23 protein-coding genes are annotated in these 21,553 nt (G+C 59.8%); all 23 read left to right on the top strand.

Annotated elements, in window-relative coordinates; genetic code table 11:
- The first annotated feature begins 148 nt into the window (after window positions 1-148).
- Window positions 149-1,057 carry a flagellin N-terminal helical domain-containing protein gene (locus AC1D1Z_RS19570; RefSeq protein WP_018445809.1) on the top strand — a complete coding sequence of 303 codons (909 nt, stop codon included), beginning with the start codon at window positions 149-151 and terminating at the stop codon, window positions 1,055-1,057.
- A 247-nt stretch (window positions 1,058-1,304) separates the two neighbouring features.
- Window positions 1,305-2,216, top strand: coding sequence for a flagellin N-terminal helical domain-containing protein (locus tag AC1D1Z_RS19565; RefSeq protein ID WP_018445808.1), 912 nt, complete (start codon window positions 1,305-1,307; stop codon window positions 2,214-2,216).
- A gap of 300 nt (window positions 2,217-2,516) precedes the next feature.
- Window positions 2,517-3,479 carry a flagellin N-terminal helical domain-containing protein gene (locus tag AC1D1Z_RS19560; RefSeq protein WP_131703068.1) on the top strand — a complete coding sequence of 321 codons (963 nt, stop codon included), beginning with the start codon at window positions 2,517-2,519 and terminating at the stop codon, window positions 3,477-3,479.
- 203 nt (window positions 3,480-3,682) lie between these two features.
- Window positions 3,683-4,312: a hypothetical protein gene (locus AC1D1Z_RS19555; protein ID WP_477851601.1), complete on the top strand. Its 630-nt coding sequence runs from the start codon at window positions 3,683-3,685 to the stop codon at window positions 4,310-4,312.
- Window positions 4,309-5,637, top strand: coding sequence for a MotB family protein (locus AC1D1Z_RS19550; protein ID WP_477851600.1), 1,329 nt, complete (start codon window positions 4,309-4,311; stop codon window positions 5,635-5,637). Before AC1D1Z_RS19555 ends, AC1D1Z_RS19550 begins: the two co-directional genes overlap by 4 nt.
- Before the next feature lie 4 nt (window positions 5,638-5,641).
- Window positions 5,642-6,937 carry a chemotaxis protein MotC gene (gene motC, locus AC1D1Z_RS19545; protein WP_130728887.1) on the top strand — a complete coding sequence of 432 codons (1,296 nt, stop codon included), beginning with the start codon at window positions 5,642-5,644 and terminating at the stop codon, window positions 6,935-6,937.
- Complete coding sequence (fliK, locus tag AC1D1Z_RS19540; RefSeq protein WP_131703065.1) at window positions 6,934-8,364, top strand: flagellar hook-length control protein FliK; 1,431 nt, start codon at window positions 6,934-6,936, stop codon at window positions 8,362-8,364. The genes motC and fliK overlap by 4 nt, the downstream gene beginning before the upstream one ends.
- Entirely contained in the window at window positions 8,312-8,869 is a 558-nt protein-coding gene (locus tag AC1D1Z_RS19535) for a transglycosylase SLT domain-containing protein (RefSeq protein WP_018244826.1), read from the top strand. Before fliK ends, AC1D1Z_RS19535 begins: the two co-directional genes overlap by 53 nt.
- A gap of 280 nt (window positions 8,870-9,149) precedes the next feature.
- Window positions 9,150-9,821 (top strand): transcriptional activator Rem, encoded by a 672-nt coding sequence (gene rem, locus AC1D1Z_RS19530; RefSeq protein ID WP_003545558.1) that lies wholly within the window; start codon window positions 9,150-9,152, stop codon window positions 9,819-9,821.
- 126 nt (window positions 9,822-9,947) lie between these two features.
- Window positions 9,948-11,249, top strand: a complete 1,302-nt coding sequence (locus AC1D1Z_RS19525) for a flagellar hook protein FlgE (protein ID WP_018072584.1) — start codon at window positions 9,948-9,950, stop codon at window positions 11,247-11,249.
- 19 nt (window positions 11,250-11,268) lie between these two features.
- A complete protein-coding gene (gene flgK / locus AC1D1Z_RS19520; protein ID WP_018445803.1) occupies window positions 11,269-12,756 on the top strand; it encodes a flagellar hook-associated protein FlgK in 1,488 nt (495 codons plus the stop codon).
- A gap of 3 nt (window positions 12,757-12,759) precedes the next feature.
- Window positions 12,760-13,812, top strand: coding sequence for a flagellar hook-associated family protein (locus tag AC1D1Z_RS19515; RefSeq protein WP_131647260.1), 1,053 nt, complete (start codon window positions 12,760-12,762; stop codon window positions 13,810-13,812).
- A 34-nt stretch (window positions 13,813-13,846) separates the two neighbouring features.
- Entirely contained in the window at window positions 13,847-14,194 is a 348-nt protein-coding gene (flaF, locus tag AC1D1Z_RS19510; protein WP_003545562.1) for a flagellar biosynthesis regulator FlaF, read from the top strand.
- On the top strand, window positions 14,191-14,640 hold the full coding sequence (gene flbT / locus AC1D1Z_RS19505) for a flagellar biosynthesis repressor FlbT (protein ID WP_018244830.1): 450 nt from the start codon (window positions 14,191-14,193) through the stop codon (window positions 14,638-14,640). Before flaF ends, flbT begins: the two co-directional genes overlap by 4 nt.
- Window positions 14,631-15,059 (top strand): flagellar hook assembly protein FlgD, encoded by a 429-nt coding sequence (gene flgD, locus AC1D1Z_RS19500; RefSeq protein WP_018244831.1) that lies wholly within the window; start codon window positions 14,631-14,633, stop codon window positions 15,057-15,059. Before flbT ends, flgD begins: the two co-directional genes overlap by 10 nt.
- A gap of 105 nt (window positions 15,060-15,164) precedes the next feature.
- On the top strand, window positions 15,165-15,431 hold the full coding sequence (gene fliQ / locus AC1D1Z_RS19495) for a flagellar biosynthesis protein FliQ (protein WP_017967052.1): 267 nt from the start codon (window positions 15,165-15,167) through the stop codon (window positions 15,429-15,431).
- A 150-nt stretch (window positions 15,432-15,581) separates the two neighbouring features.
- Window positions 15,582-17,669, top strand: coding sequence for a flagellar biosynthesis protein FlhA (flhA, locus tag AC1D1Z_RS19490; RefSeq protein ID WP_018445802.1), 2,088 nt, complete (start codon window positions 15,582-15,584; stop codon window positions 17,667-17,669).
- Window positions 17,666-18,418: a flagellar biosynthetic protein FliR gene (fliR, locus tag AC1D1Z_RS19485; protein ID WP_018244833.1), complete on the top strand. Its 753-nt coding sequence runs from the start codon at window positions 17,666-17,668 to the stop codon at window positions 18,416-18,418. Before flhA ends, fliR begins: the two co-directional genes overlap by 4 nt.
- A gap of 7 nt (window positions 18,419-18,425) precedes the next feature.
- Window positions 18,426-18,839 carry a hypothetical protein gene (locus AC1D1Z_RS19480; RefSeq protein WP_018244834.1) on the top strand — a complete coding sequence of 138 codons (414 nt, stop codon included), beginning with the start codon at window positions 18,426-18,428 and terminating at the stop codon, window positions 18,837-18,839.
- A gap of 32 nt (window positions 18,840-18,871) precedes the next feature.
- Window positions 18,872-19,435 (top strand): rod-binding protein, encoded by a 564-nt coding sequence (locus AC1D1Z_RS19475; protein WP_018244835.1) that lies wholly within the window; start codon window positions 18,872-18,874, stop codon window positions 19,433-19,435.
- A 117-nt stretch (window positions 19,436-19,552) separates the two neighbouring features.
- Window positions 19,553-19,918: a hypothetical protein gene (locus AC1D1Z_RS19470; RefSeq protein WP_003556590.1), complete on the top strand. Its 366-nt coding sequence runs from the start codon at window positions 19,553-19,555 to the stop codon at window positions 19,916-19,918.
- Window positions 19,918-20,457, top strand: coding sequence for a hypothetical protein (locus AC1D1Z_RS19465; protein ID WP_131703063.1), 540 nt, complete (start codon window positions 19,918-19,920; stop codon window positions 20,455-20,457). Before AC1D1Z_RS19470 ends, AC1D1Z_RS19465 begins: the two co-directional genes overlap by 1 nt.
- 291 nt (window positions 20,458-20,748) lie before the next feature.
- The coding region (locus AC1D1Z_RS19460; RefSeq protein WP_477851599.1) for a WecB/TagA/CpsF family glycosyltransferase at window positions 20,749-21,553 on the top strand (805 nt) is incomplete at its 3' end.

Genomic DNA, 21,553 nt, shown 5'->3' with positions numbered 1-21,553 from the left:
CTTAACCATCTTGCTGTTTTCTAGGCCCATCGAAACGGCGAGTTAACCTTAACAGAGATGGTTAACAGGCATGATGCTGATCGCTGTGGGCCGGCCGAAAATCCGGAATGTCCCTTCTTAAGATCTGCCAACAAGGGGCAAGYAAACTATGACGAGCATCAACACCAATAACGCTGCAATGGCAGCCCTCCAGACTCTCCGTGGCATCAACCAAGGTCTCCAGGAAACCCAGGCTCACGTTTCGTCCGGCTATCGCGTCGGCAAGGCTTCGGACAACGCTGCTTACTGGTCGATCGCAACGACCATGCGCTCGGACAACAAGGCACTTTCCGCCGTTTCCGACGCTCTCGGCCTCGGCGCTGCCAAGGTCGACACCGCTTACTCCGCCATGGACAGCGCCATCGATGTCGTCGGTGACATCAAGGCCAAGCTGGTTGCCGCGACTGAAAACGGCGTCGACAAGGCCAAGGTCCAGGAAGAAATCAGCCAGCTGCAGCAGCAGCTGATGAGCATCGCGCAGTCGGCTTCCTTCTCCGGTGAAAACTGGGTTGCCGGCGCTGACGGCACCAAGAACGTCGTCTCCTCGTTCGTCCGCGATGGCTCCAACGCCGTTTCGGTCGTGATGACCGACTATGTTCTCGACGACAGCTCCACGGGCAACGTTCTGTTCGGCATGAGCGGCGGCTCGGTCGAAACCTCCACGGGTATCCTCGGTACTTCGAATGGTGCGACCGGTTCTGTCTACGCAATGGACATCACCAACTTCACCCTCGGCGAGATCCAGTCCGCTCTGACCAACGTTGAATCGGCTCTGAAGGCCATGACCAGCGCCGGCGCTCAGCTCGGCTCGATCTCCAAGCGCATCGAGCTGCAGGAAAACTTCGTGTCCGCCCTCAGCGACTCGATCGACTCCGGTGTCGGCCGTCTCGTTGACGCCAACATGGAAGAAGAGTCCTCCAAGCTCAGCGCCCTGCAGACCCAGCAGCAGCTGGCTGTCCAGTCGCTGTCGATCGCGAACTCCTCTTCGCAGACCATCCTCACGCTGTTCCGCGGCTAATAACCCTCGGAAATATCGGCCCGCCGGTCTCCGGCGGGCATCTCGGAATCGAGCCGCGCTTCAATGGAGCGCGGCTTTTTTAATTTCCGTTAACTGTTGATTAACCATAATGCTGTCTTCTGCGGTCAACGAGACGGCGAGTTAACCAAATTTAAGAACCGGTTAACAGGCATGAGGCTGATCCCCGTTCCCGGTAGCTTCCCGGAATGTCCCTTTTTTCCATTTGCCAACAAGGGGCAATCATTTCATGACCAGCATTTTGACGAACGTCGCGGCGATGGCCGCTCTTCAGACACTCCGCGGAATCAACGACAGCCTAGAAACGACGCAGAACCACGTATCGTCGGGTTACCGCGTCGAAAAGGCAGCCGATAACGCCGCCTACTGGTCGATCGCAACGACCATGCGTTCGGACAACAAGGCACTTTCCGCCGTTTCCGACGCTCTCGGCCTCGGCGCCGCCAAGGTCGACACCGCTTACTCCGCGATGGACAGCGCCATCGACGTCATCAGCGAAATCAAGGCGAAGATCGTCGCCGCGACCGAAAAGGGCGTCGACAAAACCAAGATTCAGGAAGAAATCAGCCAGCTGCAGCAGCAGCTTCTGAGCATCGCGCAATCGGCTTCCTTCTCCGGTGAAAACTGGGTTGCCGGCGCTGACGGCACCAAGAGCGTCGTTTCCACCTTCGTGCGCGATGGCAACGGCAATGTCTCGGTCAAGACAACGGACTACATTCTGAACTCGAGCTCCGCGGGCAACGTCCTCTTCGGCATGACCTCGACTGGCACGATCGAGACGAGCTCCGGCATTCTCGGCACATCATCTGGTACGATCGGCTCGATCTACTCGATGGACATCAGCACTTTCGGCTCGGCTGAGATCTCCATGGCCCTGACGTCAATCGAGGCCGGCCTGGATGCCATGACCAAGGCTGCATCGCAGCTCGGCTCGATTTCCACTCGCATCGAGCTGCAGGAAAACTTCGTCGGCGCGCTCAGCGACTCGATCGACTCGGGCGTCGGCCGCCTCGTCGATGCAGACATGGAAGAGGAATCGAGCAAGCTGACGGCGCTGCAAACGCAGCAGCAGCTGGCCATCCAGTCGCTGTCGATCGCCAACTCCAGCGCTCAGAACATCCTCACGCTGTTCCGCAGCTAAATCTGGCGCTGAAGCTGGACCGAATCTTGCGCCACCGTCTGGCAGCAAGCGCAAAGCCTCCCGGACCGCGCCCGAAATGGCGCGGTTCTTTCTTTTATATCAATGCTTTGGTCGACATTTCGATCGCTGCGCCAGGCTCAGTGCTGCGCTCTTGCCCAACAGGTTGGTATCGAGTTAACTTCGCCTCGAGTTGATTTGCTTTTGCGACACGCCGGTAGAAACTCTGCCGGAGGCATGACGCCACTTCAGTCGCCGCCGGTAATCCGGCCTGCCCTTTCACCCCGATTCCGAGACCTGTCGATGACCGTTAAGATTACCAGCGCGGCCGCGGTGAATGCGCTTGCGGTGCTGCGCAGCATCAACAAAGAAGCCAACCAGACCCAACAGCAGGTGTCCTCGGGATATCGTATCGAGACGGCCGCCGACGATGCGTCCTACTGGTCGGTCGCAACCGTCATGCGTTCGGACAGCACCAATCTCGGAACGATCGGAGATGCGCTCGGTCTCGGCGCTGCCAAGGTGGATGCGACCTACACGGCGATGGACTCGGCGATCGATCTCATCGGCCAGATTCGCGCCAAGCTGGTTTCGGCAAGAGAGCCTGGCGCCGACAAGGACAAGATCAACGCCGAGATCAGCGAATACAAAGAGCAGTTGCAGACCGTCGTCGAATCGACGTCGTTTGCGGGTGAAAACTGGCTGTTGAACGGTGACACCGCTGCGCCGCCGACATGGCAGGTGATCTCGGGTTTCGTGCGCGCTCCGACCGGCGAATATCAGGCCCAGACCATCGATTTCCCATCCTCGCAGACCATCCTCATCGACAAGAACAATGCCAGCGGCGGCCTGCTGACCAAGCCGGTCGATGCCAATGCGATCAATAACAGCGGCACGACGTCGCGGAACTATTATCTGCTGAACGCTAACTCCACCACGCCGGCGACAGGTACGGAAATTGCGATTGGCAAAACCACGACCGATGCACAACTCACCGACATGCTTGACGTCACCGACGCGCTGCTCTCCTCGCTGACGACGACGGCCGCGTCCATCGGGGTGATGAAGACGCGCATCGATGATCAGATCGACTATACCGCCGATCTGTCCGATTCGATCGACAAGAGCGTCGGTGCGCTCGTCGATACCGACATGGACGAGGCTTCGATTCGGCAGAAGGCGATCGAAACCCAGAAACAAATGGCCGTCGAAGCGATCTCGATCCTCAACACGGCCGCAAGCAAGATCCTGATCCTGCTGGAATAGTGGCGGGCGCGATCACGGGTGGCGGCGGCACCATTCATCCTCGCGCAAGTTTGACTTCCTAGTTTCCGGCATGAAGGCATCGTCCGAATCCGTGCCGGCGCAAGGTCAGGCCCTTGTCCGTTTCGAAGGGGATGGCGGCGCGCAAGGTCACTTTGAGCGGGGGCGGGCATGTTGCATGCCTCCCGAATGCTGGATGGTTTTTTATGAGCATTTCGCTTTCCCGGTATTTGAAGGATTTCGGTGAACCGGAATCGTCAGCGCCGATCCTCGACATGGATGATTTCGGCGGCGACGCATTCCCCGAAATGCCGAGCGAACCGRCGATCGATATCGAGGCAGAGCGCCGCGAAGCCTATGCGGAAGGTCATGCCGCTGCGACCGCGGAATTGACTGACAAATACGAACTCGAGGCGCGGACGCTGGCGGAGGTCCATGCGCGTGAACTCGAGGAACTGAAGCTTCGCTACGAAGTCGAGGCGGCGGCGGTCATTGCATCCCGCATCCGCGATATCGCCGAAGAGGTTGCGCAGCTGGTCAGCGCCGGCGCCGCCGCCGCCATCGCGCCTGTGATGACGGACGCGCTCGCCGCCAAGGCTGCCGAAAGCCTCGCGGCCCTGCTGCGCGACGCGATCCTCGAAGGCGCGGCCGGAGCGATCGTCGTCAGGGGGCCGACCCGGCTTTTCGACATAGTGAAGGCCGAGCTCGGCGAACATGCCGGGGCGGTTCGCCACATTGAGACCGACGATATCGATCTCGCCGTCGAAATCGGTGAATCCGTCATCGTCACCCGTATGTCCGCCTGGGCAGCCAGCTTGAAGAAAGTTCTCGAATGAGCGAAGGCGAAAACCACCACCACGGCAAGAACGAGATCATCATCGTCAAGAGACATGGCGGCGGTGATCACGATGGCGCCCATGGCGGTGCGTGGAAAATTGCCTATGCCGACTTCATGACGGCGATGATGGCGTTCTTCCTGGTCATGTGGCTGGTCAATGCCGCCAACGAGGAGACCAAGGCGTCGGTCGCGACCTATTTCAATCCGATCAAACTCTCCGACGAAAAGCCCACCGAGAAGGGCCTGAAGAAGCCCGTCGACAACGCCGAGGGCGAAGAGAAGCAGGAGAAGTCGAAGCAGAAGGAAGAAGATCCGAACGACGGCAAGGCTGCGGCCGATGGTGACGATCAGACATCGACATCAGGCGACCAAACCAATTATTCCGAGGCCGATTTCTTCGAAAATCCGTATTCGGTTCTGGCCGAGATCGCCCAGGAGGTCGGCCAGCAGGCCAACGTCAGCGCCAAGGGTGACGGCGGTGCCGCCGATTCCGGCCCGGCCACCGGCGCCGACGGCGGCGAGGCCTATCGTGATCCCTTCGATCCGGATTTCTGGACGAAGCAGGTCGAGGTCACGACAGCCGGCAAGACGTTGCCGCCCGGCAAGAGCGACGACCAGCAGGCGGTCGAGAGCGAGACAAGCGAGATCGCCAAGGTCGAGGATATGCAGCCGATACCGCTGACCACCGATCAGAAGGCGGCCAAGGAAACCAAAGAAACCAAGGAAACCAAGGAAACCAAGGGTGCGGTCGAAGCCAAGGACGGCAAGTCGCCTGAGGACAAGAAGGCCGAAGCTCAGAAAGACGCCGATCATCAGAAGGATGCGGACAAGAGTGCCTCCGAGACCGAGCAGCAGCAGAAGAAGGAAGCCGAGCAGCTGCAGGCCCAGATCGCCCAGCAGATCGGCGGTGTCGCTGGCAAGCTCGCCGAAGGCCTGACCGTGACGGCGTCCGAGGGCGGATTGCTGGTCAGCATCTCCGACCAGACCGACGATTCGATGTTCAATATCGGTTCTGCGGTTCCGCGCCAGGAGATGGTGCTCGCCATGGAAARGATCGGCGCGATCCTGAAGGCGAGGGGTGGTGCGATCGCCATCCGCGGCCACACGGACGGGCGCCAGTATAAGGGCACGCAGAACGAGAATTGGCGGCTTTCGATGGATCGCGCCCAGAGCGCCTACTACATGCTTGTGCGCGGAGGGCTCGACGAGAAACGCATCTCCCAGGTTTCCGGCTTCGCCGACCGTCGGCTGAAGCTGCCGTCTGACCCGTTCAACGCGACCAACCGCCGGATCGAGATTCTGGTGCAGGCGGATCAAGGATAGTCGAATGGCGCGTCGGCAGCATCGCTACGTCGGATTTGTGGCCCTTGGCCTGGCGATGCTTTCGCCGGCAGCAGGCAATGCACAGGATCCGGATGATCTCGCGCCGTACAAGATGCTGCGGTCGCTGCAATTCGTGCAGGATTCCGTCGTCAGCGGCGATCATTCGGCCGGCGAGATGCAGCGCTTCATGCTGGGCACGATCGACGAGCGGTTGCGCACTGTCGATCCTTCGACGTTCGACGACGACCGCAATGTCGACGCAGCGCTGATCTACGCGATGAGCGGCGGCAATCCCCAGACGCTCGAATATCTGATCGCCCACGACGTCAACGGCTATTTCGACAACCGCGTCACCGATGTGCTGCGCAAATATCTGAGCGGCAAGGGGCTGCTTGTCGCCAAGACGCTGGAGGAGACGGCCAGGGAATATCGCGACAAGAAGATCGGCCCCTACCTTGCGCTGATCGGCGGCAACGTGCTGATCGCGACGAAACCGACAGACGCGCTGGATCTCTACGACCAGGCGCGTCTTGCAGCACCCGGTACGATCGTCGAGGAAGCGGCGTTGCGCCGCTCCGTAGCCATCTGCGTCGACAAGGGCATGCTCGACAAGGGAATGGCCTATTCGCAGCGTTATGTCAGACGCTTCCTGCATTCGCCCTATGCCAGCCAGTTCGCCGATCTTTTCGTCACGCTCGTCGTCGGCCACGATCACGACGTGAAACCGCAGGACGTCGTCGATATCCTCTCCTTCATGGACGCTCCGCGCCAGCGCGAGGTCTATCTGCGCATCGCCCGCGCCGCCGCGATATCAGGCAAGCCGGAGCTGGCGCGCATGGCGGTCGGACGGGTGCAATCGCTTGGCGCCGGCACCGACAATGCCTTCGGTCCGCTCGCGGATTTCTATGGCGGCATGGCCGGCCTTCCCACAGAGGATATCGACCAGGCGGCGAAGAATGTCAGCGGCATCGACGGCAACACACTTTCGCCGCGGGATCAGGCGCTGCAGGAGGCCGCGCGATCCGTTGCCGAGCAGATCCTGCGCGCTCCCGACCCGGCAAGCTTGACGCAAGCCTCCAACCCTAACACTGATCATCAAGAAATCACTTCTGAAAAGGCTGTGGCAATAGCCACGCAATCGGAAGCGCCAGGCGCGCTTCCCGAGCCTGTTCCGGGAGGTGTGGCATCGACTGGCCAGAGCCAGGATACCGACCCCTCATTCAACGCATTTGTGACGACCAATCGATCCAAGCTCGACGAGATCGACGGTCTTCTGGCGCAGGAAGGCAACGAACAATGATGGATATGAGCGTCTCGGGCGGAGCCCCCGGTGCGGAGTCCGCCGCGATTGCGAAATCCGCGCGACCGGCCGGAAAAGACGATGCCGCCGGCCAAAAGAACGGCTTCTCCGACGCGCTGGCCAAGGCGAGCAGCGGTACCGCCAATGATGAGCCCGACGATGCGCAGCCGGATCAGGGCGTGGTTGCCGATGGAAGCGCCGACAACTTGGCGCAGACGATCCGCGGCCGCAGCAGCGCAAAGCCATTGATCGATCTTAGCGACGCCGCGCTGAAGGCGCAGGCTGATGTTCAGCCGGCAATGATCGCCAGTGTCGACAAGGTCGCGGCAAAACCCGCAAAGGCTGAGGTCAAAGTGCCGGCCGATCTCGGCTTGGGCAAGCTCGATCCGAAGGACCGTTCCGCAGATGAGGTCGCTCCGGCCGCCAAGGGCGCCAAGCACGCCAAGGGCGACGCATTGGAAACCGAGACGGACAAGACCAGCGATGACGATGACGGCGGCATTTCGGATGTTCTCGGCTTGCTGAAGCAGGAACCTGCCGATGGTGCAGTGACTTTGCCGGCGGCCGTAGCCGCGCATCACGTCTCCAAGGTCGATGAGGCTGGAACGGCCGACAAGAAGCTCGACGCCAAGATGGGCGGCCATGCGTCCGACGCCCTGGCGGCGGTCAGCAGCAACATCGAGAGCGGCAAGGCGGATGACATCAAGGTTCCCGGAGCGGAGAATGCCGAAGCCGCCGATGGCAAGACATTCAGGATCAGCCGCGCCGATGGCCGCGGCGTGTCGATGGATGTTCACATCGGTACCGATCAGGCCGGAGCGAAGGATGGCTCGAAGAAAGCCGATGTCGAAAACGTTTCGGTGCTGGAATCGCGCCGCTATATCGGCCTGATGCAGAATTCGAATTCCGCCGCCGTGACCGCTGCTCTCTCGGGGGATTCCGAATGGGCGCGCGCCATGGAGCCAAGCTCGGCGCTCTCCAACGCAGCGGAATGGACGAGCACCGGCAAGGTGGTCAATACGCTGAAGATCCAGATGAACCCGCTCGACCTCGGTCTGGTGACGGCCACCATGCGGCTGTCCGGCGACGCACTGAACGTCGACCTTAAGGTCGAAACCGGGGCGGCTTACCGTCAAATGAAGGAGGATCACGGCAAGATTCTCGAAGCTCTGCGCAGCCAGGGCTACGCGGTCGAAAACGTCACCATCAGCATGGCGCCGGTCGAGCGTTCCGACGCCGGCAACCAGGCGGGCAGCCAGGCCTCCCAGCAGCAGTCGCTCACCCAGCAGGGGCAGGGCGGCGAGGCGCGCGAGCGCCACAATCAGACGGCACAGCGGACGGACGGAGGCTTCAATGGCGCAGGCGAGACGGGTATTGAAGACGCTCGTGCTGGCGGTAGCAGCGGCACTGGCGGCGTTTACCTCTGAGGCGGCCGCTTCTACCGGCGCCTGCGAGCGCGAGATCCAGTCGGCAGCGGCCAAGTATGGCATCCCGGAAGGCATCCTCTATTCGGTCGGCCTGACGGAAACCGGCCGCAAGGGCTCGCTCTATCCCTATGCCATGAACGTCGAAGGCAAAGCGATCTTTCCGCCCTCGGAGCAGGACGCGTTGAGGCAGTTCGATGTCGCCCGCAACAGCGGCGCGAAGCTCATCGATATCGGCTGCATGCAGATCAACCATTACTTTCACGGCGAGAATTTCCGCTCCGCCGAGGAGATGTTCGACCCGCATCGCAACGTGGAATATGCTGCGAAATTCCTCCGCAACCTGCATGACCGTCATGAGACATGGACGATGGCGGTAGCTAGATACCATGCCGGCCCCAACAACAATCCGGCACAGAAGCAATATGTCTGCCGCGTCATCGCCAATCTGGTCGCCACGGGCTACGGCAAGTGGACTCCCAATGCGAGTAACTTTTGTCAAAATTGATTCAACCAAAGATAGAAGAGGCGTATTGTGACGAAACTGTGTCACAATGTGGCAGGAATCCGGCGTGAATCCTGTGCGCAAGCCATAATTAACGGACCGTTAACTTTTCCACGAAATTTTGGTGTGCATAAATAAGTGCACCCACTAGATATAGATCAAATCGCTACCCAGATCTTAATCAATTATTAGTTTCTGCCATTAACTTTAACGAGTTGTCGCCGATTCGTGCGATTCGTACCCATAGATCATCGAAGTGCCACACTGATTCGGAGGCGGACGAATGATCGTAGTGGTTGATGAGCGTGAGCTCGTGAAAGATGGATACACATCTCTGTTTGGTCGTGAGGGCATTCCCTCCACCGGCTTTGATCCAGCGGAATTCGGCGAGTGGGTACAGACCGCCGCCGATTCCGATATAGCTGCAGTCGAGGCCTTCCTGATCGGTCAGGGCCAGCGCAACTTCGAACTGCCCCGGGCGATCCGGGATCGGTCGATGGCGCCGGTGATTGCGGTCAGCGACCAGCACTCGCTCGAAAACACCCTTGCGCTGTTCGACTGCGGCGTGGACGACGTGGTGCGCAAACCGGTGCATCCCCGCGAGATCCTCGCTAGGGCGGCTGCGATCCGGCGCCGGCTGAAGGCAATCACCAATTACACAGAGATCGGCGGGATCCGCGTCTTCTCGGATGGCCGTGACCCCGAGATCAACGGCGAAGTCTTCGCGCTTCCCCGGCGCGAGCGCCGCATCCTTGAATATTTGATCGCCAATCGCGGTCGCCGGGTCACCAAGACCCAGATTTTCAACGCCATCTACGGCATCTTCGATGAAGAGGTCGAGGAGAACGTCGTCGAAAGCCACATCTCGAAGCTGCGCAAGAAGCTGCGCAAAAAGCTCGGCGTCGATCCGGTCGATTCCAAGCGCTTCCTCGGCTACTGCATTGATTGGGCCTGATTTTCTCGGCCGGGCGGCGGCGTCCGGCTGAACCTAAAAGTTGGCCTCGCAACTCGCCATGACAGACAGCTTCACGCAAGGCCCGACAAATACTCTCGTGCATAACAGGTAAAACGAGGTTTTCAGATGAGCATTTTCGGCAGCATGAAGACGGCAGTATCGGGGATGAACGCGCAGGCCAACCGCCTCAGCACCGTCGCCGACAACATCGCCAACGTTAACACCACCGGTTACAAGGCTGTGTCGACGAGCTTCTCGTCGCTGGTTCTGCCCTCCTCGGGCGGCAACTACAATTCCGGCGGCGTTCAGACCTCCGTCCGCCAAGCCGTCTCCGACCAGGGCGACATTTCCTACACCACTTCGGGTACCGATCTTGCTATCTCGGGCGATGGCTTCTTCATCGTTCAGGGTGCGGACGGCACGCCGGTTCTGACCCGCGCCGGCGACTTCACCAAGGACGACGAAGGCAACCTCGTCAACGCCGCCGGCTTTCAGCTGATGGGTTATTCCTACGACTCCGGCGCTCCTGCCGTCGTCGTCAACGGCTTCGATGGCCTCGTTCCCGTCAACGTTAACCAGGATGGCTTGACCGCCATCGCCTCGACATCGGGTGTCTTCAAGGGCAATCTCGATTCCAACGCCAAGATCGCTCCGGTCGCTCCTGCGACGCTGCCGAGCGCCAACGCCGCGACCACGACGACCGACACCAAGAAGGTCTCGATGGTCGCCTATGACCGCCTCGGCAACAAGGTGATGTACGACTTCTACTTCACGAAGCAATCAGTCGTTACGCCGCCGCCGGCAACGCCCGCTACGGCTGCCACTTGGGAAGTGGCGATGTTCCGCAACGCCAATGCGGCGGTCGGCGGAACAACCTCCTTCCCCTACACCGCCGGTGGCGCTGTCGGTACCGGAACGCTCACCTTCGACGCCAACGGCAAGATGACCTCGAGCGGCGCCGTTAACATCGTCGATACGGTGACCGGCCAGACGATCGCCATGGATTTGTCCGGCTTCACGCAGCTCGGCGCCGACTTCTCTGGTACCGGTACGCCGAACGGCCAGGCCGCGACCCCGGTGAAGGACGTCACGATCGACGGCGACGGCATCGTCTACGCCAAGTATGAAGACGGCAGCACCAAGCCGCTCTATCGGATTCCGCTCGCCAACGTCGCGAGCCCCGACAAGCTGACGCTGATGAGCGGCAACGTCTACAGCGCCAACGGCCAGTCCGGCGTCACCGTCACCGGCTTCCCGCAGACCAACGGTCTCGGCACTATCAAATCAGGCGCTCTCGAAGGTTCGAACGTCGACCTCGCCGGCGAGCTGACCGAGATGATCGAATCGCAGCGCAGCTATACCGCCAATTCCAAGGTCTTCCAGACGGGGTCCGACATTATGGACGTCCTCGTCAACCTCAAGAGATAAGCAAGGTACCGGGTAAGCCATGTCGCTCACATCCGCACTTAATACCGCACAGAGCATATTCAACAATACCGGMACGCAGAGCAGTGTCGTATCGAACAATATCTCGAATGCGGGCAACAAAGATTACGTGCGCCGGCAGGCGATGCTCACCACGTCCTTGAATGGTGCCCAGGTCGTCAAGATCGACCGGGCGCAGGAAGATGCGCTGCTGCGCCAGTACCTGAAGACATCCTCTCAGGACAGCGCCCAGCAGGCTTTGCTCGGCGGTCTCGAAGACCTCAAGTCGATCATGGGTGGCAACGACTACGAAACGTCGCCATCCACCTATCTCGGTGTTTTCCAGCAGAAGCTTCAAGCTTTCCGCACGACGCCGGGCAGCACTGTCGCCGCTCAGGGCGCCATCACCGCCGCTCAGGACGTTGCCAACTCGCTGAACAATGCCTCGCAATCCGTTCAGGACGTCCGCGCCACCGCCGACAAGCAGATCGCCACCGACGTCGATAAGCTGAATACGCTCCTCAGTGACTTCGAGAAGGCCAATAACGCGGTGAAGACCGCCACAGCCTCGGGTGCGGATGCATCCGGCGCCCTCGACGAACGCGAGAAGGCTCTCAAGCAGATTTCGCAGATCGTCGGCGTCAACGCGACGACGCGCGACAACAACGACATGGTGCTGAGCACGTCTGACGGGACGATCCTCTTCGAGACGATCCCGCGCAAGGTGACGTTCAAGTCTCAGGATGTCTACAATGCCACCATTACAGGCAATTCGGTTTATGTCGACGGTGTGGCACTTCCGCGCGGCAGCGGATCGACGACGACAGGGCAGGGGAGCCTTCAGTCTCTCCTTCAGGTCCGCGACGAGATCGCCCCGAACTTCCAGAAGCAGCTCGATGAAATTGCACGCGGCCTGGTCTCGCTCTTCAAGGAGCAGAACACGGCAGCCAGCCCGACCTATGTGCCCGGCCTCTTCACCTGGAGCGGTGGCACGGTCGATACGGGCGGCACTGCTGTTGCCGGCATGGCGTCGACCATCAGCGTCAGCAGCCGTGTGATCACCGCGCAGGGCGGCGACCCGATGCGCCTGCGCGATGGCGGCATCAATGCCACCGGTCTCGTCCTCAATACTACCGGCGTCAGCGGTTATACGGCTGAACTTGATCGCCTCTATACGGCGATGAGTTCCGACATGGATTTTGACCCGGCAACGGGAACGACGGTCGGTTTCGACGCCACGACGGGCATCGATTCGAACGTCAGCATCATGGAATACGCCACGAATTCCCTCGGCTGGCTCGAGCAGTACCGCAGCAACGCGACGACGGCTGCGGAAAACACCTCGGCGGCGCTGTCGCGTTCCGACGAAGCCTATTCCAATGAGACCGGCGTCAACCTCGACGAGGAGCTGACGCTGCTCCTCGACATAGAGCAGTCCTACAAGGCGGCGACCAAGATCCTGAACGCCGTTGACGAAATGTTGAAGTCATTGCTGGATATTGCGAGTTAAGCCATGAAGAGCTCATTTATTTCAAGTTCGGCCATTCAGAACGCGATGCGGTTGACGATCCGTCAGGCGCAGAACCAGATGACGAAGGCAACGATGGAAGCGACGACGGGAGTCTATGCGGATATCGGTGTCTCGCTCGGCGGCAACGCCGCCAGGAGCGTCGACTTCAGCCGCGAGGTCGACAGGATAGCTTCGATCAAAGCAAGCAATTCGCTTGTCACCGCACGCATGGAATCCTCGCAGCTCGGCCTTTCCAAGATGAAGGACGTCGGCGACGGCCTCGTTTCGAAGCTGACGGCGCTCCAGGGCAGCCACGATCCGGGCAGCGTCACCGTCGCCATCCAGTCCGCCACCAGCGCCCTGTCCACCATGATGGACACCGCCAATACCATGGTGAACGGCGAATATCTGTTTTCGGGCATCAACACCGACGTGCAGCCGCTGACCGACAAGACCACCGCGACGAGCGCAGCCATCGTCACGCAGTTGAATGCCTACGCCGCCGCTCTTGTCCCGCCGAAGGCGGTCAGTGACCTCACCGGCGCCGAAATGGAGACCTTCATCACCACGACGGTAGAGCCGATGTTCAATCAGGCGGCCTGGACCAACTCGACGACCGGCTGGTCGCAGGCATCGAGCCAGAACATGACGAGCCGCATCAGCAACTCGGAAGTGATCGAATCCTCGACCAACGCCAATTCCGAGGGCATGCGCTACTTCGCGCTCGCCTCGGTGATGACCTCGGCGCTGTTGGGCCAGAACCTCAGCAGCGATGCGATGAGCACGGTGTCCAAGCAGGCGATCAGCTATACGACGAAGGCGACCAGCGGCCTTGTAACGCAGGCAAGCCAGCTCGGCCTTTCCCAGGAGCGCGTCAAGAAGTCCAACGACGCTCTCGACGCCCAGTCGAACATCATCAAGAACAAGCTGGTCGATCTCCAGGGTGTCGATCCCTACGAAGCCTCGACCCTCGTCAAGACTTTGGAAACGCAGCTTGAAACCGCTTACACGATCGTCTCGAAGATCCAGCAGTTGAGTCTTGTAAACTACCTTTGATGAGCAAAGGCGCGCAATAAAGAAGGATGCATGAATGTATCAGTTCTCATATGCCGAAGTCATGCAGGACTCGGTGGCCGACGCGAAAGAGCGGGAATGGCAGGTTCTTGACCGGTCCATAGACCTGCTGTCGTTGGCGCGCGAAAAGGAAAAATACGGCCGCGAAGCCATTGAAGCCCTGTTTTATACACGCCGGGTGTGGATCAGCTTCATCGAGGATCTGAAACATCCCGACAACCAGCTGGAGATCGAGCTCAGGGCCAATCTCATCTCGATCGCGATCTGGATATTGAAGGAATGTGACAGGATCAGAAAACGTCAGTCCAATAACTACCAGGGCATCATCGACGTTACCACCATCATCAGGGATGGACTTAAATGAAAAGTACACTTCGAATTTCTCTGAAAGCCGGAGAAAGAATCTTCATCAACGGCGCCGTCCTGCGCGTCGACCGCAAGGTCGCGCTGGAATTCCTGAATGATGTGACGTTCCTTCTCGAAAACCACGTCCTTCAGCCGGAGGGCGCCACCACGCCCCTGCGTCAGCTCTATTTCATCGCGCAGATGATCCTCATCAACCCTGAGGGCAAGGACCACTCGACGGCGATGTTCCGCAAGTCGATCACCATGCTGCTCTCCTGCTTCAAGAACGAGGAGATCCTCGCCGAACTGAAGCGCATTGATGCGCTCGTCTCGACGGGCCGCGCCTTCGATGCGCTCAAGGCGATCCGCGGCCTGTACACGATCGAAGACAGTATCCTCAACAACCACGAAATGCCGCCGACAATGGTCGAGCAGATTCGCAGGGAGATTGCACCATGGCGGTAGATGCCACATCGAGCGTGAGCACGACGGGCACTTCGAACTCCACGAGCTCGGCCCAGCAGAAGGCGACGCTGAATTACGACAACTTCCTTCAACTGCTCATCGCGCAGATGAAGAACCAGGATCCGACGGATCCGGTCGACGCCAGCGAGCAGATGTCGCAGCTGGCGAGCTTCTCGCAGGTCGAACAGACGATCCAGACCAACACAAAGCTGGACACGCTGCTCGCAAGCTCGAGCCTCACCCAGGCCAGCAGCTACGTCGGCAAATACATGGAAAGCGCCGACGGCACCGTCAAAGGCACCATCGAATCCGTCAAGGTTTATTCCGACGGAATCATAGCGACGACCACGGCTGGCGGTAATATACTGGTGCAGGCGGGAATCACTGTTGCCGACAAGGCTCCTAGCAGCGATACCTGATACGACAGCGCAGCGTGCCTTAGCGGCCCATGCGTCGAGTGATACCAACCAATGGTGGTCCGGCCGCGGCGGGGCTGCTTCAAGGCGATATGAGGTTGCCTTCGGATGAATGAAGCTGATGCATTGGATCTGTTCCAGGCGGCGATCTGGACCGTCCTGATTGCCGCGGGTCCCGCCGTCATCGTCGCGATGGCAGTGGGTCTCATCATTGCCTTGATCCAGGCGCTGACCCAGGTGCAGGAAGCAACGCTGACCTTCGTACCGAAGATCGTCGCCGTGCTGATCACGGTCGGCGTCACCGCACCTTTCGCCGGCTCGCAGATCTCCATTTTCACCAATCTGGTCTTCTCGCGCATCCAATCCGGCTTCTAGAGCAATTCCAGCAAAAGTGCGCAGCGGTTTTGCGTCCGGGATTGCGTAGAACCGCTCTGAGCCACCTTCGCGCAAGCTTCGCCATTTAACTCTCGATCCGAATTGGGCGGGCCGCATGTCCGCCTCCTCTCATGAAGAGACGGAATCGTCATGGCGCAACCACCTGCACTCCCCCTTCCAAAAGTCGCCCCGAGCCTGCGCGATGTCGGTTTTGCCCTTGGCATCATCGGCATCATCTGCATTCTCTTCCTGCCGATTCCGCCGTTCCTGATCGATATGGGACTGGCCTTCTCGATCGCCTTCTCGGTGCTGATCCTGATGGTCTCGCTGTGGATCCAGAAACCGCTCGATTTCTCGTCTTTCCCGACCATTCTGCTGATCGCGACGATGACCCGGCTGGCGCTGAACATCGCGACGACACGCGTCATCCTGTCCCACGGCAATGAAGGCCATGAAGCAGCGGGCGGCGTCATCGCCGGTTTCGCAAGCCTGGTGATGTCCGGCGACTTCGTCATCGGTCTGATCGTCTTCCTGATCCTCATCACCATCAACTTCATCGTCATCACCAAGGGCGCCACGCGTATCGCCGAAGTCGGCGCGCGTTTCACCCTGGATGCCATCCCCGGCAAGCAGATGTCGATCGACGCCGACCTTTCGGCCGGCATTATCGACGAAAAGGAAGCCCAGCGCCGGCGCAAGGAACTCGAGGAAGAAAGCTCCTTCTTCGGCGCGATGGACGGTGCGTCGAAGTTCGTGCGCGGCGATGCCGTCGCCGGCCTCATCATTACCTGCATCAACGTCTTCGGCGGCATCATCATCGGCTACTTCCGCCACGGCATGCCGATCGGCGAAGCGGCCGACGTCTTCGTCAAGCTCTCCGTAGGCGACGGCCTCGTTTCGCAGATGCCCGCCCTGATCGTTTCGCTCGCCGCCGGCCTTCTTGTCTCTCGCGGCGGCACCGTCGGCTCCACCGACCAGGCGGTCGTCAACCAGTTGAGCGGTTATCCCCGCGCGCTTTCCGTCTCGGCCGTATTGATGTTCGTCCTGGCCCTGATGCCGGGCCTGCCGTTTGTCCCCTTCGTGGTCCTCGGCGGTCTTCTCGCTTTCGGCGCCTGGTTCATCCCGCGTCAGGTCGAAGCTGAAAACAAGCTTCGCCGCGAGCAGGAAGAAAAGAAGGTCGTCCAGAACAAGGAGCTGGAAAAGGATTCGGTCAAGTCGGTGCTGCGCACCTCGGAGATCGAGCTCGCACTCGGCAAGATGGTCTCGACGCGCCTGCTCGGCGCCCATCAGGAGCTCGCCTTCCGTGTCGGCAAGATGCGCAAGAAGTTCGCCACGCAATACGGTTTCGTCGTACCCGAGATCAAGGTGACCGACGATATCGCCATCGCCGAGAAGTCCTATCAGATCCGCATCCACGGCACGACGGTCGCCTCCAACCTGCTTCGCGTCGGCGAAGTCCTCGTCGTGACCGGCGCCGGCCGCCGGCCGAGCATTCCCGGCGATGAAATCCGTGAACCCGCTTTCGGTATGCCTGCCGTCTCGATCCTCGAAAACTTCGCCGACGATCTGAAACGCGAGGGCTTCCAGCCGATCGACAACGTCTCCGTCGTGCTGACCCATATGAGCGAGGTCATCCGCAACAACCTGCCGCAGCTTCTGTCCTACAAGGACGTGAAGGTGCTGATCGATCGGCTCGATCCCGAATACAAGAAGCTTGCCGACGAGATCTGCTCGTCGCACATGTCCTATTCGGGCCTGCAGGCGGTGCTCAAGCTGCTGCTTGCCGAGCGCGTCTCGATCCGCAACCTGCATCTCATCCTCGAAGCGGTGGCCGAGCTCGCCCCACATGTCAGGAAGACCGAGCAGATCGTCGAGCATGTCCGCATCCGCATGGCCCAGCAGCTCTGCGGCGACCTGGCCGACAACGGCGTGCTGCGCGTCCTGCGGCTGGGCAGCAAATGGGATCTGGCTTTCCACCAGGCGCTGAAGCGCGACGCCAAGGGCGAGGTGATCGAATTCGACATCGATCCGCGCAGCCTGGAAGAGTTCAGCGAGCAGGCCACCAAAGTTATCCGTGAGTTCATGGATCGCGGCCTGCCATTCGCCCTTGTCACGTCGCCTGAAACACGCTCCTATGTGCGCATGATCATCGAACGGCTGTTCGCCACGCTCCCGGTCCTGTCGCATGTGGAACTGGCCAAGGGCATCGAGATAAAGATTTTGGGCTCTATTTCATGATAACAGACCCGCAAGGGACCGTTCTCGCGCTGTTTCTGGTTTTCTGCCGGATCGGTGGCTGTGTGCTGGCTCTTCCGGGTTTTTCCTCGGCGCGCGTGCCCGAACAGCTGCGCGTCTTCATCGCCGGCGCGCTCTCGATCGCTGTCATGCCGCTGCTCTGGGACACTGTCTACCCGGCCGTTCACACAAGTTCGGGAACCTATATCGGACTGATCTTCAGCGAATCGCTGATCGGCGTGATGTACGGCATGCTGGCGAGGATCTACACGATCGGCATGCAATTCGCCGCGACGATCATCGCGATGATGGTCGGCTACACTCAGCCGGGTTCCGCCGATATCCTCGAAGACACGCCGGAGACCAGCCTTTCCGGCTTCATTACCTTTGCCGGCATCATGATTCTCTTCATCATGGATTTTCATCACATCGTCTTCCGCGCGCTGATCGATTCCTACACGACCATGCCTTTCGGCGGCCTGATGCAGATGCGCGCGACGCTGATCTCCTTCACCGACACGCTGGAGCAGACCACCTACATCATGCTGCGGCTGTCGAGCCCGTTTTTGATCTACGGCATGATCTTCAACGTCTCGATCGGTTTCATCAACAAGCTGGCGCCGCAGATCCCGGTCTACTTCATTTCCACGCCCTATCTGCTGATGGGCGGGCTCTTCCTGATCTATTTCTCGATTGCGGCGTTGCTCAGCCAGTTCGGCCAGTCCTTCGGCTCGATTTATATCGGGCGATGAGGCTGATATGATCGAAAAGAAGCGCTCCCAGAAGCTCAAGCGACTGCTCTCGGTGCAGCGGCATATCGAACGAATGGCCGAGAACGACCTGGCCGAAACCAGCCGTCAGCGTGTCGAGGTCAACGCGGCGATGGACGACGTCATCATCGCGCTCGGCTCGATGGACCCCGTCCACCACGCATTCTCGCAGAATTACGCCGACCGATTCGGCAGGCTCAGCATCAAGGACCAGCAACTGACCGGCATGCAGCAGATCCACGAGATGCGGCTGGCGCGCGAGCGCGCCAAGGGCGACCGCTTTGAAGAGGGCATGCAGGAAGCCCTCGACGCCGAGCGCCGCGAGGCCGATGACAACGCCGTCTACGATGTCATCGACCAGCAATTCGCAACGCCAGCCTCCAGCAAGCTTCAAAAACCATAGTCGTTACGATCATAAATTCAGAGGATTGTAACGTGGCTATTTCGCCCCCCAGTGATCTGGTCCTGGACGTTGTCAAAGCTGCCGACCCCATGGAGGTTCAGGCGGCCCAGGAAAAGTTGAAGGCAAATCGTGCGGCCTTTGCCGCAACGAGTCTCGCCGAGAATGGCAAGGGCTTCTCCAATACGGTCGACGTTCTCGACCATATCGGCCAGAAGAGCGGCCTCGCCAACATCCAGAACCGCACCAAGGCCGAGGAAGTTCCGGAAAGCTACCGGAAGTTCGAAGCCATGGTCTTGCAGAATTTCGTCAAGTCCATGCTGCCGAGCGAAAGCGAAGATGTCTACGGCAAGGGCGCGACCGGCGATATCTGGAAAGGCATGATGGCCGAACAGCTCGGCAACACCATGGCCAAGGGTGACGGCATCGGTATTGCCAAGCAGATGTACAGCGAGCAGTTGCGCCGGCAGGAAGGCAAGATCGTCAATGCCTCGACCGATGACGATGACCGCAACACCGCGCTCAGCATGATCGATGACTTCCAGCGCAAGACTTTTGGCACGCCGACCGCCGAAGCCAAGTCCGATAGAACAGGATGACTTTAGGCCCGTTGGCCTAAAATCTGAATCTTGTTCTCAATTAAATAGTTAGAGCATGATGTCGTCCGAAAACCGCGCACGGCATCATGCTCTAAGCGACGCATAACCGGGGGTACAATGGAAATAGTTTCGAACGAATACAGGATCAAATCCGTTCTCGGACGCCTCGAAATGATCATCGACAATGAGAACACCCGGATCGGCAACGATCCGCAGTTCGATCTCAAGGTCTCCAATGCGCATAAGAGCCGCTGCCTCTACGAGCTGTCGATGCTTTTCCGCGACACCGATCCGGCCGAGCTTGCCGCTGCCCATCTCGATCAGCTGCACGGCCTGAAGAAGAAACTGGTTCTCAATGCCCGTCGCGTCGAGGCGCATCTCGAAGCGGTTCGCGCCGTGGCCGACCTCCTGAAGAACGCAGTTCAGGACGCCGATGCCGACGGCACCTATTCCCAGGAACAATTCGCCGCGCGTGGAAACTGATGATCAAGCTCGTCCTCACCGGTGTCTGGGTTTGCGCCATCACCTTGGCATCGGTCTATTTCTCGGTGTACCTGGCGACCGCGCCGGCGCCGGCGGCAACGGATTCCAAGCAGAACGCGCTCGAACTGGTGAAGGGCGAAACGATCACGGTACCGATCATCGGTAACGGTGCGATCACCGGTTACTTCCTCGGCCGCGTTTCGTTCATGATGAACAAGGACATGCTGAAAGGCGTGACATTGCCGCTGAGCGAGATGACGACGGACGAGCTTTTCAGCCTGCTCGTCGGCAACAAGATGGTCGATATCGCCCACATCAAATCCTTCGATCCGAACGCCTTCCGCGAGGAGATCAAGAAGGGCATGAACGAGCGTTTGGGTGGCGAATACGTCGCCGACGTGATGCTGGAGCAGCTCGACTATCTCTCCAAGGAAGAGGTCAAGGAAAGCTCCGCCGGTCAGCCGAAGAAGGTCGGCACACCCGTCAAGATCGTCGAGACCGTACCGGCCGGTGAAGCCCCGGCGCCAGCGGCCCACTAAGGACCATCACATCATTGACGACAAACGGCGCCTGATGGCGCCGTTTGTCGTTGGCGCGCGTGGTTAATAAACCACTTATGCGAGCATGGAAATTCAAGGAATTTTCCTAAGGGTTGTTTGAAGCCGTCCTGTTATATCAGGTGTCACAGCTTGGCATGCGCCGCTTATCCGGGATTCGGAGCGACGCGTCCCGGCGGGACGCGACCGGTCCTTTCGAGACCTCCGGTGCGGAAATATGGGCTTGTTTTCCGGGATGTCGGGCGCATGCAGCACCCTCGGCAGGAGGTAGGAATGAATCTGATTGCAAACTTCGCGGTGCTCGCATCGCGGCGGACGATCTTCGATCTGCCGGTCTGCGATCTCGGCTGGGACGACGCCCTCGTTTTCATCAACGAGCTGGCCTCCATTCCCGTCGGCCAGACCGTGGTTTGTTTCGTCAACGCCCATAACATGCTGACCACGCTGCGCGACGACGAATATTACCGGATCATGTCGCACAATCTGGTGCTGCCGGATGGCATCGGCCTCAACATCGCATCGCAGATCGCCCATGGTTCGCCGTTTCCGGCCAATCTCAACGGCACCGATTTCGTGCCGGCCTTCCTGACTTTCATGGAGGCCCCGCGCCGCATCGGCCTCATCGGCGGCAAGCGTTCGGTCGTCGAGGCGGCGGCGGAAAATTTCCGCAGGCACACGCCCTGGCACGAATTCGTCGTCGTTTCCGACGGTTACTTCGACAAGGTCGATCCCACTGATGTCATCGAGGAGCTCGAGCGCCAGAAGGTCGATATCCTGATCGTTGGCATGGGGACGCCGCTGCAGGAGAAGTGGGTTCACGATCATATTCGCACCGATCATGCGCGTCTGGTGTTGACGGTGGGCGCTCTCTTCGACTTCGTCTCAGGCGCCGTCCCACGCGCGCCGAGGACGGTGCGGATGATGCGCCTGGAATGGGCCTATCGCCTGCTGCAGGAGCCGGCGCGCCTCTGGCGCCGTTATGTCATMGGCATCCCGGTCTTCCTCTTCCATGTCCTGCGCTATCGCTTCCGCMGGCGTGAAAGGATCCTCAGCTATCCGGAAGAGCACGGCAGCGCGC

Source organism: Rhizobium sp. P1_E1 (assembly GCF_056406015.1).
Note: the sequence above shows the minus strand (reverse complement) of the source record. Positions and strands in the feature narration are given on the sequence as shown.